Source organism: Mycobacterium aquaticum (genome assembly GCF_002086485.1).
Taxonomy (GTDB): Bacteria; Actinomycetota; Actinomycetes; order Mycobacteriales; family Mycobacteriaceae; genus Mycobacterium; species Mycobacterium aquaticum.
Window position 1 is genome coordinate 188657 of the sequence record NZ_MVHF01000006.1, and the last position, 17393, is coordinate 206049.

The 17393-nt window shown below is 67.5% G+C and carries 20 protein-coding genes; 11 read left to right on the forward strand and 9 right to left on the reverse strand.

Annotation, left to right across the window (positions count from 1 at the left end):
* Positions 1-60 precede the first annotated feature (60 nt).
* Positions 61-1479, reverse strand: a complete 1419-nt coding sequence (locus BST13_RS09150; RefSeq protein WP_083162806.1) for an FAD-dependent oxidoreductase — start codon at positions 1477-1479, stop codon at positions 61-63.
* Between the two features lie 125 nt (positions 1480-1604).
* On the opposite strand from BST13_RS09150, the gene BST13_RS09155 reads away from it, so the two are divergent.
* Genes BST13_RS09155 through BST13_RS09185 form a run of 7 tightly spaced genes read left to right on the forward strand, consistent with a single transcriptional unit; the run spans position 1605 to position 8645 of the window.
* Positions 1605-4487: a Na+/H+ antiporter subunit A gene (locus BST13_RS09155; protein WP_083162808.1), complete on the forward strand. Its 2883-nt coding sequence runs from the start codon at positions 1605-1607 to the stop codon at positions 4485-4487.
* Complete coding sequence (locus BST13_RS09160; protein ID WP_083162810.1) at positions 4484-4948, forward strand: Na(+)/H(+) antiporter subunit C; 465 nt, start codon at positions 4484-4486, stop codon at positions 4946-4948. The genes BST13_RS09155 and BST13_RS09160 overlap by 4 nt, the downstream gene beginning before the upstream one ends.
* The gene (locus BST13_RS09165) at positions 4945-6543 is read left to right on the forward strand and encodes a Na+/H+ antiporter subunit D (protein WP_083162812.1); all 1599 of its coding nucleotides are present in this window, start codon (positions 4945-4947) and stop codon (positions 6541-6543) included. The genes BST13_RS09160 and BST13_RS09165 overlap by 4 nt, the downstream gene beginning before the upstream one ends.
* Positions 6540-7079, forward strand: a complete 540-nt coding sequence (locus tag BST13_RS09170; RefSeq protein ID WP_083162814.1) for a Na+/H+ antiporter subunit E — start codon at positions 6540-6542, stop codon at positions 7077-7079. Before BST13_RS09165 ends, BST13_RS09170 begins: the two co-directional genes overlap by 4 nt.
* Positions 7076-7363 (forward strand): monovalent cation/H+ antiporter complex subunit F, encoded by a 288-nt coding sequence (locus BST13_RS09175; protein WP_083162816.1) that lies wholly within the window; start codon positions 7076-7078, stop codon positions 7361-7363. Before BST13_RS09170 ends, BST13_RS09175 begins: the two co-directional genes overlap by 4 nt.
* Positions 7360-7692 (forward strand): monovalent cation/H(+) antiporter subunit G, encoded by a 333-nt coding sequence (gene mnhG / locus BST13_RS09180; RefSeq protein WP_083162818.1) that lies wholly within the window; start codon positions 7360-7362, stop codon positions 7690-7692. The genes BST13_RS09175 and mnhG overlap by 4 nt, the downstream gene beginning before the upstream one ends.
* 38 nt (positions 7693-7730) lie before the next feature.
* Positions 7731-8645 (forward strand): SAM-dependent methyltransferase, encoded by a 915-nt coding sequence (locus BST13_RS09185; protein WP_083162820.1) that lies wholly within the window; start codon positions 7731-7733, stop codon positions 8643-8645.
* A gap of 11 nt (positions 8646-8656) precedes the next feature.
* Here BST13_RS09185 and BST13_RS09190 read toward each other — a convergent pair whose 3' ends face one another.
* Positions 8657-8890, reverse strand: a complete 234-nt coding sequence (locus BST13_RS09190) for a hypothetical protein (protein ID WP_083162822.1) — start codon at positions 8888-8890, stop codon at positions 8657-8659.
* A 229-nt stretch (positions 8891-9119) separates the two neighbouring features.
* On the opposite strand from BST13_RS09190, the gene BST13_RS09195 reads away from it, so the two are divergent.
* Positions 9120-10523: an ATP-binding protein gene (locus BST13_RS09195; RefSeq protein ID WP_083162824.1), complete on the forward strand. Its 1404-nt coding sequence runs from the start codon at positions 9120-9122 to the stop codon at positions 10521-10523.
* Here BST13_RS09195 and BST13_RS09200 read toward each other — a convergent pair.
* Genes BST13_RS09200 through napA form a run of 7 tightly spaced genes read right to left on the reverse strand, consistent with a single transcriptional unit; the run spans position 10484 to position 14908 of the window.
* Positions 10484-11173, reverse strand: coding sequence for a response regulator transcription factor (locus BST13_RS09200; RefSeq protein ID WP_083162826.1), 690 nt, complete (start codon positions 11171-11173; stop codon positions 10484-10486). The two genes, BST13_RS09195 and BST13_RS09200, sit on opposite strands and share 40 nt — an antisense overlap.
* 16 nt (positions 11174-11189) lie before the next feature.
* Positions 11190-11798 carry an LON peptidase substrate-binding domain-containing protein gene (locus tag BST13_RS09205; protein WP_083162932.1) on the reverse strand — a complete coding sequence of 203 codons (609 nt, stop codon included), beginning with the start codon at positions 11796-11798 and terminating at the stop codon, positions 11190-11192.
* Positions 11799-11816: 18 nt separating this feature from the next.
* A complete protein-coding gene (locus BST13_RS09210) occupies positions 11817-12224 on the reverse strand; it encodes a hypothetical protein (protein WP_083162828.1) in 408 nt (135 codons plus the stop codon).
* Between the two features lie 9 nt (positions 12225-12233).
* Complete coding sequence (locus BST13_RS09215) at positions 12234-13364, reverse strand: glutamate--cysteine ligase (RefSeq protein WP_083162829.1); 1131 nt, start codon at positions 13362-13364, stop codon at positions 12234-12236.
* On the reverse strand, positions 13345-14067 hold the full coding sequence (gene sodC, locus BST13_RS09220; protein WP_083162831.1) for a superoxide dismutase[Cu-Zn]: 723 nt from the start codon (positions 14065-14067) through the stop codon (positions 13345-13347). The genes BST13_RS09215 and sodC overlap by 20 nt, the downstream gene beginning before the upstream one ends.
* 10 nt (positions 14068-14077) lie before the next feature.
* A complete protein-coding gene (locus BST13_RS09225; protein ID WP_211296050.1) occupies positions 14078-14551 on the reverse strand; it encodes a LytR C-terminal domain-containing protein in 474 nt (157 codons plus the stop codon).
* 48 nt (positions 14552-14599) lie between these two features.
* A complete protein-coding gene (napA, locus tag BST13_RS09230; protein WP_029370048.1) occupies positions 14600-14908 on the reverse strand; it encodes a nucleoid-associated protein NapA in 309 nt (102 codons plus the stop codon).
* Between the two features lie 138 nt (positions 14909-15046).
* Here napA and BST13_RS09235 point away from each other — a divergent pair, with 138 nt between their 5' ends.
* Genes BST13_RS09235 through BST13_RS09245 form a run of 3 tightly spaced genes read left to right on the forward strand, consistent with a single transcriptional unit; the run spans position 15047 to position 17350 of the window.
* On the forward strand, positions 15047-15640 hold the full coding sequence (locus BST13_RS09235; protein ID WP_083162835.1) for a peptide deformylase: 594 nt from the start codon (positions 15047-15049) through the stop codon (positions 15638-15640).
* Positions 15640-16533, forward strand: coding sequence for an N-acetylglutamate synthase, CG3035 family (locus BST13_RS09240; RefSeq protein ID WP_083162837.1), 894 nt, complete (start codon positions 15640-15642; stop codon positions 16531-16533). The genes BST13_RS09235 and BST13_RS09240 overlap by 1 nt, the downstream gene beginning before the upstream one ends.
* Positions 16534-16537: 4 nt before the next feature.
* On the forward strand, positions 16538-17350 hold the full coding sequence (locus BST13_RS09245; RefSeq protein ID WP_083162839.1) for an exodeoxyribonuclease III: 813 nt from the start codon (positions 16538-16540) through the stop codon (positions 17348-17350).
* The last annotated feature ends 43 nt before the right edge of the window (positions 17351-17393 follow it).

The following is a 17393-nucleotide window of genomic DNA, read 5'->3' on the forward strand; positions in this document are numbered from 1 at the left end:
GAGGCTGAACTCAGGGACAAATTCCGGCCTGATCTTGTCCCTCAGGTGAATCTCGGTGAGTCATGCGCGGGTCCAGTGCGCGATCGCCGCACGGACGTCGGAGGACCGCGGTAGGCGTTCGCTGGCCCAGGCCACATAACCGTCGGGCCGCACCAGCACCGCATCGGGCAGTTCGGGCCGATTGTCGATCGCGACCTCGACATCGCAGCCGGCGACGTCGACGGGCGCCGCGGTGACCAACACGAACTTGCCTGCCCGCAGGAGCTCGTACAGTCGGGTGTTGCCGCATTTCACGTCGGCCATCCGGCGACCGACCAGCCAGTCCTCACCGCGGGCGTGCGGATAGGCGATGCCGATGCCGCTCAGCAGCTCGGCCACGAACCGTCGGGTGCGCGGTATCCGGAGCACGGTCGCGAGGACCAGAGCCCGTGCCCGCCGCGTCACCGGTGAACCGAGCACGATCTGGTTGAACGCGTCGGTCATCTGCAGCACCCGCTCGCCGACCGGGTGCCGTTCGCGTTCGTAGCTGTCCAGCAGCCACGGCGGGGCCTCCCCGCGGACCGCGGCCGCGAGTTTCCAGCCCAGGTTGATGGCGTCGCCGAGCCCGGTGTTCATGCCTTGCCCGCCCAGCGGGGAATGCACGTGCGCGGCGTCGCCTGCCAGGAACACCCGCCCCGATCGGTAGTGCCGGGCCTGCCGTCGTTCGCTGAGGAATCGCGAGCTCCACCGCATGTCGCTCTTACCGAAGTCCTCGCCGGCGATCCGGTTGAACGCGTCGCGCATCTCGTCGAGGGTCACCGGCTCGTCCAGCGGCGCCTGCTCCCGCGACCGGTCCCAGGCGATCGCCCGAAACCAGTCGTCACCGAACGGCACGAACAGCACTACGCCGTCGGCGCTCGTCCGGCCGAACAGGGTCTCGGTGGGCTGCTTTGCCAGCCGGACATCGGCCAGCAGGATGTGGGTGGCGTACTGCTTGCCGACGAAGTCGATGCCGAGCAGCTCCCGCACGGCGCTGTGCGCGCCGTCGCACCCCACCACATAGTCGGCCCGCAGACTGTCCCCGCCGGCCAGCTCGACCGTCACCCCGTCGTCGTCCTGCTTCAGCCCGACGACTTCGGCACCGCGGCGCACGGTGACACCCAGTTGCGCGGCGCGCTCCTCCAGTACGTGCTCGGTGCCGCTCTGCGGAACGATCAACACCATCCCGAACTGCGTCGGCAATTCGCGCAGGTCCAGCGTGCGGCCGCCGGGCGGAGCCACCTCGTGGACGGGCACGCCGCGGGCGATCAGCTCGTCGACCAGCCCGCGCCCGTCGAGCAGCTCAAGGGTGCGGGCGTGCACGGCGAACGCCCTGGTGATGTTGGGCGTCGTGGTGCGTTCCTCGAGCACTGTGACCGCTGCGCCACCGAGCGCGAGCTCGCACGCCAGCATCAAACCGGTCGGCCCGGCACCGACCACCAGAACCTCACGGGTTCCCACAGGAACCGATGCTAGCGACACCCGCCCACGTAGAATGGCCGAAACCCGACGCCATTTGTGCTCGTTGATTCCGCGTCAGCGCTCAACGGTGTCCGACACCCCGACCCCAACCAGATCGGAGTGCCATGCTCGCCGTATTGGTCGCTCACGCGGTAGCCACCGCGCTTGCGCCCCTTCTGGTCGCCAGATGGGGCCGAGCGGCGTTTTACCCGCTCGCCCTCGTGCCGCTCGGATCACTGGTGTGGGTGGCGCTGAACTGGCCCAGCCACGACCGGGTGCCCACGCTGCACATCCCGTGGCTCCCCGAACTGTCGATGGACATCACGCTGCGCTTCGACTCGCTCGCGGCGATCATGAGCGTGCTGGTGCTGGCCATCGGCTCGCTCGTCCTCTTCTATTGCGCCGACTACTTCCACCATCACGACGGGCACAAAGAAAACCGGCTGCCCAGCTTCGCCGCCGAGCTGGTTGCGTTCTCCGGTGCCATGTTCGGGCTGGTGGTCAGCGACAACATGCTGGTGCTCTACATCTTCTGGGAAACCACCACGGTGCTGTCGTTCCTGCTCGTCGGCCACTACGCCGAACGCGCCACCAGTCGCCGCGCCGCGACTCAGGCCTTGTTGGTGACAACCTTCGGCGGGCTGGCCATGCTGGTTGGCATCGTGGTGCTCGGGCAGCTGGCGGGCACATATCTGTTGTCGGAGCTGATCGCCTCGCCGCCCGGCGGCACGGCGACTGCGATCGGCGTGGCCCTGATCTTGGTCGGCGCACTGTCCAAATCGGCCATCGTCCCGATGCACTTCTGGCTCCCCGGAGCGATGGCGGCCCCCACCCCCGTCAGTGCCTATCTGCATGCCGCGGCCATGGTGAAGGCCGGCGTCTACCTCGTGGCGCGGATGACGCCCGGCTTCGCAGACACCCCGCTGTGGCGGCCGATGGTGATCGGCCTCGGGCTGCTCACCATGCTGCTGGCCGGCTGGCGGGCAGTCCGCGAATACGACCTCAAGTTGATCCTGGCGTTCGGCACGGTCAGCCAGCTGGGCCTGATCACCGTGATGGTCGGGGCAGGCGGCAGCGACATGATGCTGGCCGGGTTGGCCATGCTGTGCGCGCACGCGATGTTCAAAGCCGCGCTGTTCATGGTGGTCGGCATCATCGACCACGCCACCGGAACCCGAGACATCCGCAGGCTGGCAGGGCTCGGACGGCACAACCGCCCGCTGTTCGCCATCGCCGTCGGAGCGACCGCGAGCATGGCCGCGTTGCCGCCGTTCTTCGGGTTCGTCGCCAAGGAGGCCGACCTGGAGACCGTGCTGCACAGCCCTGCGCTGGGCTCCGCGGCCCCGTGGGTGCTGACGGGCATCGTCGTCGGCTCGGTGTTCACCACGATCTACAGCCTGCGATTCCTGTGGGGCGCGTTCGCCGGCAAGGGCCTGCCGCAGCCGAGCACCCGGGTCGCCGAGATGCATCGGCCCTCAACCAGTTTCCTCACGGCGCCGGCCATCCTCGCCACCGCGGGCCTGGCTTTCGGGCTGTGGCCGGCAGGCATGGACGCGGTGCTCGACGAATACGCCAACACCATGCCCGGCGGCTCGGGTTATCACCTGGCGCTCTGGCACGGGTTGGGCCTACCGCTGCTGCTCTCGGTCGTCGTCCTCGCAGTCGGTACCGCTGCGTTCTTCGGCCGGAACCGGTTGCCCCGCACCTCGGCCGGGTTCCTGCCGCTGGGCAACGCCGACCGCATGTACGACGCGGTCATCCGCGGACTGGACATCCTGGCGGTCCGGTTGACCGCTGTGACGCAACGCGGTTCGCTGCCCGCCACCCAGTCGGTGATCCTCTCGACGCTCGTGCTGGTGCCGATCGTCATGCTGGCGTCGGGCGCCCGTGACCGTCCGAACTTCGAGCTGTGGGATTCGCCGATCCAGGTGGTCGTCGGGGTGCTGATGCTGGCCGCCGCACTCGGCGCGGTGGTGATGCGCAACCGGCTGGCCGCGGTTCTGCTGATCGGCGTGACCGGCTACGGCTGCGGCGCGATCTTCGCCTTCCACGGCGCGCCTGACCTGGCGTTGACCCAATTCCTGGTCGAGACACTGGTTTTGGTGATCTTCCTGCTGGTGTTGCGGACCCTGCCCGCCGAGGCGGACCGGGCCAACATCAACCGGCACCGGTTGCCGCGCGCGCTTCTCGCGCTGGCGGTCGGGGCCGCCGTCACCACCCTTGCGGCCTATGCGATGGCGGCACGCACCGGCGCAGGCATCGCCACGCTGCTTCCGGACGCGGCCTACTACCGCGGCCACGGGTCCAACACCGTCAACGTGCTGCTGGTCGACATCCGCGCGTGGGACACCATGGGCGAGATCATGGTGCTGCTGGTGGCGGCGACGGGTGTGGCGTCCCTGGTGTTCCGGCACCGTCGGTTCGGCGCGGCACCCCGCGTCAGCCAGGCCGTCGGTCAGCCCGACATCGGGCCCATCGCCGCGTACAGCCCGGCCGCAGGCGACATCACCTGGCTGCGCGGCAGCGAACTGCGTGATCCCCGGCACCGTTCGCTGGTGCTCGAGGTCGCCACGCGCATCATCTTCCCGCTGATCATGATGTTGTCGGCGTACTTCTTCTTCGCCGGGCACAACCACCCGGGAGGCGGTTTCGCCGGTGGACTGACCGCGGGCCTGGCGCTCGTCCTGCGGTATCTGGCCGGCGGGCGCTACGAACTCGGCGAGACGCTTCCGCTGGATGCAGGCAAGATCCTGGGCACCGGGCTGGCCCTGTCGGCCACCACGGCGATCACCTCGGTGGCCTTGGGTGCACCCGCGTTGTCGTCGGCCGTGCTTCAGCTGGACCTCCCGGTGTTCGGCCACGTCAAGCTGGTCACCGCACTGTTCTTCGATCTGGGGGTGTATCTCATCGTCGTCGGCCTGGTGCTCGACGTCCTGCGCAGTCTCGGCGCGCGCGTGGACACCGAGATGGCCGAGGCGGCCGGACTGTCCAAGGTGGTGACGCGATGACGACGTTCCTGGTTCCCCTGCTGCTCATCGGCGGCCTCACCAGCACCGGGGTCTACCTGCTGCTCGAACGCAACCTGACCCGGATGTTGCTGGGCCTGTTGCTGATCGGCAACGCCGTCAACCTGCTGATGCTGACCGTCGGCGGGGCGTCGGGCAATCCGCCGATCCGCGGCAACACGAGCGACGGCGCCACCACGACGGCCGACCCGCTCGCGCAGGGCATGATCCTGACCGCCATCGTGATCAGCATGGGCATCGCGGCGTTCGTGCTGGCCCTGGCCTATCGGTCGTACCGGCTGACCACTGTCGAAGAGGTCAGCAACGATCCCGAGGACACCCGCGTGTCGCAGCAGTCCGGTACAGAAGACGAGGCGGAAGACATTCCTCAACCAACGGCCGCCCTCGATACCGACGCCCCCGACGAGCTGGACGCTCTGCCCGGTTTCAAGGGGTCCAAGTGAGCGCGCAAAGCCTGATCCCGCTTCCGGTACTGATCCCCGCCCTCGGTGCGGCCGCCACGTTGGTCGCCGGGCGTCGTCCTCGCCTGCAACGGGTCATCACGCAGGTGGCGCTGGCGATGGTGGTCGCGGTGTGCGCGACGCTGGTGTACCTGGCCGACCGCGACGGCACGCTGGTGCTACACGTCGGCGGCTGGGCGCAGAGCGTGCCGGGCATGGGGCCGCTGGGCATCACGCTGGTGGTCGACCGGCTCTCGGCATTGATGCTGGTGGTGTCGTCGATCGTGTTGCTGGCGGTGGTGGTCTACGCCATCGGGCAGGGTATCCGCGACGGAGACGAGCGCCAGCCGGTGTCCATCTTCATGCCCACCTACCTGGTGCTGTCGGCCGGTGTGTGCACGGCGTTTCTGGCCGGTGACCTGTTCAACCTGTTCGTCGGGTTCGAGGTGCTGCTGGCCGCGAGCTTCGTGCTGTTGACCATCGGCGCCAGCCCCGACCGGGTCCGGGCCGGCATCTCGTACGTGATGGTGTCGATGGTGTCGTCGCTGATCTTCCTGGTCGGCATCGCGCTGATCTACGCCGCCACCGGCACCCTCAACCTGGCCGAGCTGGCGGTGCGGCTCGACGGGATATCGACCGGCACCCGCGACGCCCTGTTCGCCGTGCTGTTGGTGGCGTTCGGGATCAAGGCCGCGGTGTTCCCGCTGTCCGCCTGGCTGCCCGACTCCTACCCCACCGCGCCGGCCCCTGTCACAGCCGTGTTCGCCGGGTTGCTGACGAAAGTCGGTGTGTACGCGATCATCCGGGCGCACTCGCTGCTGTTCCCCGGCGGTGGGCTGGATTCGGTGCTGCTGGTGGCCGGACTGTTGACGATGGTGATCGGCATCCTCGGCGCCATCGCGCAGAGCGACATCAAGCGATTGTTGTCCTTCACGCTGGTCAGCCATATCGGCTACATGGTGTTCGGGGTAGCGCTCGGCAATCAGCTGGGAATGTCCGGCGCGATCTACTACGTCGCGCACCACATCGTCGTGCAGACGACGTTGTTCCTGGTGGTCGGTCTCATCGAGCGACAGGCCGGGGCGTCGACGCTGCAGCGGCTGGGCGGGTTGGCCGCGGCCAGCCCGGTGCTGGCCTTCGTGTTCGTCGTGCCCGCCCTCAATCTCGGTGGGATCCCGCCGTTCTCGGGTTTCATCGGGAAGATCGCGCTGCTGGAGGCGGGCGCGCAGAACGGGTCGCCACTGGCCTGGGTTCTGGTGGCCGGCGCCGTCGTCACGAGCCTCTTGACGCTCTACGTCGTGGCCCGGGTCTGGACCAAGGCGTTCTGGCGGGCGCGGGCCGACGCACCAGAGGGACACCTGGCCGCGGCCGCCCCGGCGGTGTTGCTCGACGACATCGAGGACATCCAGTTCGCCGACCGAGACAGCGTGGGGCGCATGCCGATCGGGATGTTGATACCGACGGGTGCGTTGATCGCGGTGGGGCTGACGCTCACCGTCGCCGCCGGACCGATCTTCTCCTATGCCGAGCGGTCGGCCGCGGAGGTGCTCGACCGGGGGCAGTACATCTCCGCGGTGCTGGCAGGTGGTCAGCAATGAGACACCCGTTGCTGCGGCTCTGGATCCTGTGCTTCCTGATCTTGGTGTGGTGCCTGTTGTGGGGCCACTTCTCGATCGCCAACATGGCGAGTGGACTGGTGGTGGCGCTGGTGATCACGCTGCTGCTGCCACTGCCCGCGGTGCCGGTCGAAGGTCGGCTGCATCCGCTGTCGCTACTGAAACTCATTGTGCTGGTGGGTTATTACCTCGTGCTGTCTTCGGTGCAGGTGGCCTGGCTGGCGATCCGGCCCGGACCGCCACCGCTGGTCGCCGTGCTGCGGGCACATCTGGCGCTCAAGTCGGATCTGGTGCTGGCCCTCGCGGTCAACATCTTCAACCTCATCCCGGGCTCGATCGTGCTGGAGATCGACCAGTCACGCCGGATGCTCTACCTGCATGTCATCGACGTGGGGTCGGAACGGTCGGTGCACCGCTTCTACCGTCAGGTCGACCAGGTCGAGCGGATGCTGGTGGCGGCCTTCGAACGCGATGAGGATTGGCGGCCGGCGGCCGAGCAGGGGGTGGATCGCGCATGACAACCGTGTGGATCATTGCCGCGGTGATGCTTTCGGCCGCCGCGGCCACCACCATGTTCCGGTTGCTGGCCGGTCCGACCACGCTGGACCGCCTCGTGGCCCTCGACACCCTGGTTGCGGTGACGATGTGTGCGATCGGCACCTGGGCGGCGTTCAGCCTGGACAGCACGGTGACCTACAGCCTGACGGCGTTGGCGTTGATCACGTTTGTCGGGTCGGTGAGCGTGGCGCGCTTCCGCGTGCCCGATACGGACAAGCCCCGCAACGAGCGGGAGGTGTCGTGAACGTCCTCGACATCGTCACCGCGGTCCTGATCCTGGGTGGCTCGACCCTGGCGCTGACCGCCGCGATCGGCGTGGTCCGGTTCCCGGACACGCTGTCGCGCATGCATGCCGCGAGCAAGCCGCAGGTGCTCGGGCTGCTTCTGGTGCTGGCCGGCGCCGCGATTCGGCTGCGGGGCAATGCCGACGTCGGCATGCTGATCCTGACGGGTCTGTTCACCTTGATCACGGCGCCGGTGGTGGCCAACCGGGTCGGGCAACTCGCCTACCGCGAGCAGAACATCCGCGACGACCTGCTCACGCGTGACGACTTGCGCGACATCGACGGCTGAACACCCCTGGCGAGCGAAGTTCGGGAACACTGGAAACAGTGAGCAGAACTGACGACGACACCTGGGACATCAACGAGAGCGTGGGGGCGACGGCGCTGGGCGTGGCCATGGCGCGGGCTCACGAGACCGCGTCCGAAACTCCGCTTTTCCTCGACCCGTACGCGCAGATGTTTCTCGATGCCGCTGCCGAGCGGGGCTGGGTCGCGCCGCACGGGCCGATGGCCGAGCGAATCCGTGCCATCGCCGATTACGCCGCATCGCGGACCAAGTGGTTCGACGAGTTCTTCATCGCCGCGGGTGCAGGCGGTGTGCAGCAGGCCGTGATCCTGGCCGCGGGGCTCGACGCCCGGGCCTGGCGCCTGCCGTGGGTCGGCGACAGCGTGGTCTACGAGATCGATCAGCCCAAGGTGCTGCAGTTCAAAGCCGAGGTCTTGGAGTCGCACCACGCCCGGCCCGCCGCCGCGCAGGTGGCCGTCCCCGTCGACCTCCGTCAGGACTGGCCGACGGCATTGCGACAGGCGGGGTTCGACCCGACGCAACCCACCGCATGGTCAGTGGAGGGTCTGCTGCCCTATCTGCCGGCCACCGCGCAGGATCTGCTGTTCGAGCGGATCACTGAACTGTCGGCCCGCGACAGCCGGATCGCCGTCGAGGGCTTCAGCGCCGACTTCTTCACCGAGGACTACCTGGCCCGTCGCCAGGCCCGTCTGCAGCAGCTCCGCGAGCAGGCCGCCGAGACCGGTCACGACATGCCCGATCCGGCCCAGCTCTGGTACCTCGAAGAGCGGGCTGACGTCGCGACGTGGCTACACGACCACTGCTGGCAGGTCTCGTCGGTCACGGCCGACGAATTGATGGCTCGCTATCACCGGGCACCCCTCGACGACTCCGACGACGCCAGGGTGCCGTCGGTGTTCGTCGAGGGCGTCTTGTACGAGCGTCCCGAGGGCTGAGAGGCCCGGAGTTACTTCGGCGTGGCCTTGACCGTCGGGGCGGCGAAAGAGGTTTCCGGCGCCGTGGGCGGCGTGGTCATGGTGACGGTGGCGCCGAGCTTCATGGCGACCTGATCGGTGGTTCCGCCCACGGTGGCCGAGGTGCCTTCGATCGCGGTGATCACACCCATAACGGCCATGGCGCCCAGACCGGCGACCGCCGCCAACTTCTTTACGCGGTGGCGCGGCTTGTCTGGCTGGTACATCTGTTCTCCTCTGGCAAACGAGCGTTTCGGGCTTCCCGACCGGAGACCAAATGGTGACAGGGCTTCGATGAGAGAACGCTGATAAAACCCACCGTGAACTTTGCTCTCAGCGTTCTTTCAGCGGTCATGAAGATTGTGGACATGTAGCGCTTCGCTCGTCCTTTCTCGGGCAGGCGGCCGTCTCGACCCCGACGCGCACCCTGGCCGCAGCTGGGCCCAAACTGTCTGGATGACGTCACGCGCCGCAACCCGGGGTCTGCGCCTGCGGCCCCGCGGCTGGGGCATTGCGACCCGGTCGGCCATCGTCGCGGCCACCGTCGTGCTGGTGGTGCACATCGTCGCCGGAGCGGCGTTGATCGCGCTGCTGGGCCACTTCCTGATCTCCGAGGTCGACGACGCCGCGGCGGCGCGCCTGCACGACATCGTCAGCGGGCTGCGCTCGGAGCCGCCCAACGAGTTCGACAGCGCTCTGTTGGACACCGATCAGCGGATCATCGCGATCCAGGTGGTCTCGGACAACGACACCGTCGTCTACCGGTCGACCGACGCTCCCTCGACTCCGCTGGTCCCGATCGGCGGCATCGGCAAGACGCCGACTCAGATGTCGGACAACGCAACTCCGGACAATGACCTGCGCATCGTCGGTGAGCGCGTGCACACCTCCAGCGGTCACTACACGGTGCTGGTGGCGGGTAGCAGCGAGGTCGCCGAGGCCACCGTCCAGACGGTGGCCTTCTTGCTCTGCGGCGCAGCACCTTTGGTCATCACCGTGGTCGCCCTGGCCACGTATCTGTTGGTCAAGCGGTCCTTGCGGTCGGTCGACGCCATCCGCGCCAGGGTCTCCGACATCAGCACCTCGGATCTGTCCGAGCGGGTCCCGATGCCCGAGAGCCACGATGAGATCGCAGCCCTGGCCGACACCATGAACGCCATGCTTGCCCGTCTTGAGTTGGGTCACAATGCGCAGCGCCAGTTCGTCGGCGACGCCTCGCACGAGCTGCGCAGCCCGCTGACCACGATCATCTCGGCACTCGATGTCGCACAGTCGCATCCTGAATTGCTCGATCAGGACATGATCGAGCAGACGCTGATCCCCGAGGCTCAGCGCATGCAGCTGCTCATCGACGATCTCCTGCTGCTGGCCCGCGCCGACGAGCGGGGTCTGAAGCTGCGCAGGGAGGACGTCGATCTGGAGGCGATCGCCATCGCCGAGGCCGACCGGCTGTGTCGCGAAACCACTCTCGCGATACACCGTGACATCACGCCGGCACACCTGCGCGGTGATTCCCGGGCGCTGCTGCGGTTGTTGCGCAATCTCACCGACAATGCGGCCCGCCATGCTGAATCACGCATCGACATCACGCTCAGTGAGCACGACGGCTGCATCCTGCTCGCGGTCGCCGACGACGGACCGGGAATTCCGGCGAAAGACCGGCAGCGGGTGTTCGACCGGTTCGTCCGGTTGGACTCCGACCGGTCCCGCAGTGGCGGGGGCACCGGCCTCGGACTGTCGATCGTCGCCGAAATCGTTGCGGCACACGACGGCAGCATCAACATGACCGATCGACCCGGCGGCGGGACCGCCGTGCGCGTTCAGTTTCCGTCGGGTACTTCGCCGGAGTCCAACCGGTAACCCACGCCGCGCACGGTGCCGATCGTGTTGGTACCGAAGGGCGCATCGATCTTCCGGCGGACATACCGCACGTACACCTCGACGACGTTGTGCGGCCCGGAGTAGTGGGCGTCCCATACGTTGCGGAGGATGTCGGACTTGGTGACGACGGTGTCCTTGTTGCGCATCAAGTACTCCAGCAGGCCGAATTCCCTGCGCGTCAACTCGATTGGTACGCCGTCGCGGCAAACGGTCTTGCGGGCGGGGTCCAGCGACAGCGTCCCCGCCGTCATGACCACCGGACGTTCCGGGGCACAGCGACGCTGCAGGGCACGCAGCCGCGCGGCCAGCACGTTGAACTTGAACGGTTTGGTGAGATAGTCGTCGGCGCCGAGGTCCAGGGCGTCGGTCTCGTCGAATTCACCGTCCTTGGCGGTCAGCATCAACACCGGGGTCCACACCTGCTCGGCCCTGATGCGGCGCAGCACCTCGTACCCACTCATCCCGGGCAACATGATGTCGAGCACGATGACGTCGAAATCGTCTTCGACCGCGTGATGCACAGCGTCGACACCATTGTCGACGGCGACCACCACCCAGCCTTCTGCCCGCAGCCCCAAGCTCAGTGTCTTGGTCAGCCGTGGCTCGTCGTCGACGATCAAAACCCGCATCTCGGCGTCAATCCTGCTACTCGGACAGTTGAAACTCCACCATGGCCGTCACCGTGTCGACGGCTTCACTCAGCGCATCCAGCCGGGCCGCAGCACTCGGCGCGCACAACACCGAATACCGGTCGGCCTGCCCCATGGGCACCCTTGCGGCCAGTGCGTACAGCGGATCGATCGGGTCGGCCGCGGCGGCGGTGACAATGTCGCGGCTGTGGAACGCGACGCCCCGCGCCTCACCGATCAGGTCGAACAGTGCCACCATGCGGTCCTGCACATCGGCCAGCAACGACGCGTCCGCGGCGCCGGGCTCATCGTCCCAGACTTCGATCTCGGCGCGCGGGTAGGGATCGTCGTCCAGCCAGCGCAACACCCGGATACGTTCGGCCATAACACATCTGAGCCGGTAGCGGTCCACGCCGAAGTTCTGGCAGTCGACGATACGGGCCAGCGCACCCACGTCGCACCGCTGGTCGCCACCGCCGACCTCACGCCCTGCCGAGATCAGCACGACGCCGAACGCCGGCTCGGTCATGGCCATGCAATCGCTCACCAGCGCCACGTAGCGGGGTTCGAAGATGCGCAGCGGCAGTTCCTCACCCGGCAGCATCGCCACCTCGAGAGGAAACATCGGTGTCGCGGTCACGGGTCAGCCGGGAACTTTCTTGCTGATCGCCTGCACCACCGTGGCGCCGGGGTCGGCGAGCACGCACATCGCCCCGATGAAACTCACCCAGAGAAACGGGTTTTTCTTCAGTCCCGGGTAGCCGTTGTCGCCGAGAAGCTGCACCATGCCCATCTTGGTCGGGTCGTCGAATCCCGCATACTCGTCGCACGTCGTTGACATGCCGTTCGGTGGCGGCGTGCTGTCGCCGCTACTGCTCGGGGTCCGCGACGGCGTGAGCCGTGGGCTGGACGTCGTGGTCGTCGTAGTCGTTGTGGTCGTCGTGATCCCGGTCTGATCCGGGTCGGCCATCGGCGAGCCAGCGGTGACATCGGTGCAGCCGGCGAGGCAGATGGCCGCGGTGGCGATCACAGCCGTCATCGAACGCTGCATCAACTCACCCTATAGCTCAAGCTCGCCGATCAAGGCGTCCACGACCTCCCGCAAGTCGCCGTCGTTCTCCTCGGCGACCCGGCGCTGCCGTTGATACGACGCCCCCGAGTGGTAGATGTCGGCGACCGCGGCCAATTCCTCGCTGCACTTCAGGGATTTGGCCACCGGCTCCAGCCGGTTGAGCAGCTCGTCGAGATCATCGGTGACCAGCCGTTCGTTACTGTCGGCGTCGAGGATGATCACCGCGTCGAGACCGTAGCGCGCTGCGCGCCACTTGTTTTCCTGCACATGCCACGGTGGCATGGTGGGCAACAGCTCGCCCGCGTCGAGCCGGCGGTCAAGGTCGACGACCAGGCAATGCGTCAGCGCCACGAGGGCACTGAGCTCGCGGATGTTGGACACGCCGTCGAAGATGCGTATTTCCACGGTGCCCAGCGCAGGCGACGGCCTGATGTCCCAACGGATTTCGTTGAGATGGTCGATGATGCCGGTCTTCTTCTGGTCGTGCACGAAGCCCTCGAACTCGGGCCACGACTGGAATTGGAACGGCAGACCTGCCGTCGGCAACTGCTGGAACATCATCGCGCGGTTGCTCGCGTATCCGGTGTCCTCGCCTTCCCAGAACGGGGAGGACGCCGACAGCGCCAGCAGGTGCGGATACTGGTTGAGCAGTGACGAGATGATCGGCATCACCTTGTGCGCCGACGAGACACCGACGTGCACATGCACGCCCCAGATCAGCATCTGGCGTCCCCACCACTGGGTCCGCTTGATCAGCTCCGCGTAGCGCGGCGCGTCGGTGAGCTGCTGCGTCGACCATTTCGCGAACGGATGCGTGCCCGCGCAGAACAACTCCATGCCGCGCGACTCGACGATGCGCCGCACGGATCCAAGGGTGCCGCGCAAGTCGTCCATCGCCTCCGCGGTGTTCTCACACACCCCGGTGACGATCTCGACGGTGTTGCGCAGCAACTCCTTGTGTACGTGCGGGTTGTCGCCAAGGTCGGCGATCACCGCGGCGGCCTCGTTGCTCAGTTCCCGGCTGCCTGCGTCGACGAGGGCGAACTCCCACTCCACCCCGAGCGTGGGCCGGGGGGAGCCGGCAAAATCGATGCGGCTGCTAGCCGGTACCGATGACACCGCAGGCCACGCGCTTGCCAGCGTCGCCGGTGGCCATGGTGGCCTCATCGGGGCCGGGGGCACCACCATTGATCTGCTGGTAGCGCTCCGGCGGGATGTTGGCGAAGTTGTCGGACTTCTCGTGGATGATGATGGCCGTCTTGGCGCCACCCTGCAGGTCGGCGGCGGTGAACGCGTCGGTGGTGGTCACGAGCTTGCCCGAACCGTCGGCACGTACCTGCAGCGAGCTCAGGTCGCCGCTGGCGGGGTGCGCGGTGTGCCCGGCCACCTGGAAATGTCCACCGGCGGAGTTGAAGTCGCCGGGGGCGCCACCGGTCGGGGCGACCGAGTTGGCCTCACACTTGCCCACGGAGTGGATGTGCAGGCCGTGGAATCCGGGGGCCAGCTTCCCGGGTGCGGTGGTCTCGACGGTGACGGTGGCGAAGCCGTCGGCGAACTGGAATTCCGCGGTCGCCACGGAGGTGCCGTCGGCGGTCTTCAGGTCTGCGGTCAGGGTCTCGCCTGCGCTCTGCGTACCGGTGGCCGCGGTATTCCCGTGCCCGCCGCCGTGCTCACCCGGAGCCGCCGACGGGGACGGAGATCCGGTCCAGATCGACGGAGTGGTACCCGGCGTGTCGGACGGCACCTGACCGGGCGGGCTGCAGGCGCTCAGCGCGACAACGGGGGCGGCGAACAGGACAGCGACACTGACGGGCTTCAGCATGGGCAAAAGCCTAGCCGGTGACAACCACGATCACGCCCGGTGGTTGCTCGTTGAGTTCAGCGCGTCGAGGTTCGACCGGAGCGGCGAGCAATTTGCCCACCTCATCAGCGGCTTCCTTCTCTCCGGGGGTATCACCGAAGAACACTGTCGTGGCGGTGACGCCATCCAGGGTGAGGTTGCCGGTCTCGGTGACGTGCCAGTGCGCCTCGCGCAACCGGTTGGCGGTGCCTTCGGCCGCACCTGAGACATCGGAGATGTTGTAGACGCGGACATCTGTCTTGGCAGGGTCCGGCGCAGCCTTGGCGGCCGTGGACGTGGCGGCGGCCGTCGTGGTCGTCGCCGAGGACACGGTGGAGCTATCCCCGGAGGAGTCGTCGCCTGAGCCGATCGCCTGGAATCCGACCAACAGGAAAACCACCCCGAGGAACAGCAGCACCATCACCATGGCACGCAGGGGTAGCCCGGAGGATTCTCGCTGATTCATCGGATCCACTGTATCGAGCGAATTGCCCGACCCGTCACCGGCGCAGGCCTACGTGACGTCGAAGCCGAGCCGCCGCGCCGCCCGGGCCTTCTGCCGACTGGCCCTCAACCTGCGCAGTCGCTTGACCAGCATGGGATCGGCGGCCAACGCCTCCGGACGGTCCACCAGTGCGTTGAGCACCTGGTAGTACCGCGTTGCCGACATCGAGAACAGCTCTTTGATCGCGTCTTCCTTGCTGCCCGCGTACTTCCACCATTGGCGTTCGAACGCCAAAATATCGTGTTCGCGGCGAGTGAGACCGTCGGTCAGATCAGAGTCATCCCCGGATCGCTCAGTCCGCGCCATGGCGCCGTCCATATTGCTCCCTTGGACCCTTCCGACACTCGAGAAATGACATCGCTGTGGTTCGGCGATTATTCAACCACGGCTTGCTGGCTTGGCGTGACACATAAGCCCGCGAGTCGGGTGGGAAGCATTTCCGCCTAAGCTTCCCCCGTGGCTGTCGTACCGATTCGCATTGTCGGAGATCCCGTGTTGCATACGCCGACCGAGCCGGTGCCCGTCGGACCGGACGGATCACTGCCGGCTGATCTCGCCGAGTTGATCCAGACGATGTACGACACGATGGACGCCGCGAACGGGGTTGGCTTGGCCGCCAACCAGATCGGCGTCTCCAAGCGGTTGTTCGTCTACGACTGCGCCGACACCCGCACCCGCACCAACCGCCGCCGCGGCGTGATCATCAACCCGGTGCTCGAGACCTCCGAGATTCCCGAGACCATGCCCGACCCGGACAACGACGACGAAGGTTGCCTCTCGGTGCCGGGTGAGCAATTCCCCACCGGCCGCGCCGACTGGGCCCGCGTCACAGGACTCGATGCGGACGGTAACTCCATCACATTGGAGGGCACCGATTTGTTTGCCCGCATGCTGCAGCACGAGACCGGTCATCTCGACGGATTCCTCTATATCGACAAGCTCGTGGGTCGTCACGCGCGCGCCGCCAAACGTGCGGTGAAGCGCAATCATTGGGGAGTGCCGGGCCTGTCCTGGATGCCCGGCGAGGATGCCGACCCGTTCGGGCATTGATGCCAGGGCTGCCGACCCCGGGCACGCGGGTCAGCCTGCGGTACCGCCTACCTGCGGGTTCGGCCAAGCCGCTGACCGACGTCGTCGGCCATGTGGAGCAGGTCGAGCCCACCGTGCTGGTGCGCACCAAATCTGGTGAGCTCGTCGACATCGACCCCGGCGCCATCGTGAGTGTGCGGGAGCTGTCGTACGCCCCGGTGCGGGCCTCGGAGATCCGCGCGCTGGAGCACGCGGCCGCGTTGGCGTGGCCGGGCACCGAGCACCACTGGCACCGCGGCTGGTTCCTGCGGGCCGGCGGCGGCGTCACCAGCCGCGCCAATTCGGCTGTCCCGCTGGATATATCGGCTCAGATCGCCGACCTGCCCGTGATCGTCGACTGGTATCGCGAGCGGGGCCTGCCACCCTGGCTGGCCCTGCCCGAGCGGCTGCTGCCGATCCGGACTCCGGGCGTCAAGCCGACCCGCGTCATGGTGCGCCCGCTGGACACCCCGACCACGGCGCCCCCGGCTGTCTCGCTGGCGCCCCGACCCGACGCGGCATGGCTGGCCGGCTATCGGCGTAAGGTGCCCGTCGACGTCCTGACCGCCGTGGTCGACGGGGAGCTGACCTTCGCGTCCCTGGCGGACCGGGCGGTCGGGCGCGGCGCGGTCACCGCCGCTCCGGACGGCACCCGATGGCTCGGTATCTCGTCGATCCGGACCGCCGAAGACAGCCGCAGGCAGGGGCATGCCCGGGCACTGTGCGAAGCGCTGCTCGCGTGGGGCGTCGCGGCGGGGGCGCACCACGCCTATGTCCAGGTCGAGGTCGACAACACCCCTGCCGTAGCGCTGTACACCTCGATGGGTTTCCGGCTGCACCACCAGGGTCACTATGTCGACGCCCGTACGCTCTAACCCCATGCGCCTGGCCACCTGGAACGTCAACTCCATCCGCACCCGCGTCGACCGCGTCACCGACTGGTTGTCCCGTGCCGATGTCGATGTGCTGGCGATGCAGGAGACCAAGTGCACCGACGAGCAGTTCCCCACCATGCCGTTCGCCGCGCTGGGCTACGAGGTGGCCCACGTGGGCCTCAACCAGTGGAACGGAGTGGCCATCGCGTCGCGAATCGGCCTTGAGGACGTGCAGGTCGGCTTCGACGGACAGCCGACCTGGAGCAGCAAGCCCGAGGAGGAGGCGACCGCCGAGGCCCGCGCGCTGGGAGCGACGTGCGGCGGTGTGCGGGTGTGGAGCCTGTACGTGCCCAACGGCCGCACCCTGGCCGATCCGCATTACACCTACAAGCTGGATTGGCTTGCCGCCCTGCGTGATACCGCGGCAGGTTGGCTTCGTGACGACCCGCAGATGCCGATCGCACTGGTCGGCGACTGGAACATCGCGCCCACCGACGAGGATGTCTGGGACATGGCCAGGTTCGACGGCAGCACGCACGTCTCCGCGCCCGAGCGGGCCGCGTTCCAGGCCATCAACGACGCCCAATTCACCGATGTGGTGCGGCCTTTCACCCCGGGGCCGGGAATCTACACATACTGGGACTACACCCAGCTGGCATTCCAGAAGCGCCGCGGCATGCGCATCGATTTCATCCTCGGCTCCCCCGGCCTGGCCGCCCGCGTCACCCACGCCGAGATCGTGAAGGACGAGCGGCGTCCCAAGAAGGGCACCACCGCGCCCAGCGACCATGCCCCGGTCGTCGTCGAGCTGAGCTGAGCCCCCGACACGTCGACCCTGCGCCCACGGCGCAAAACTGCCA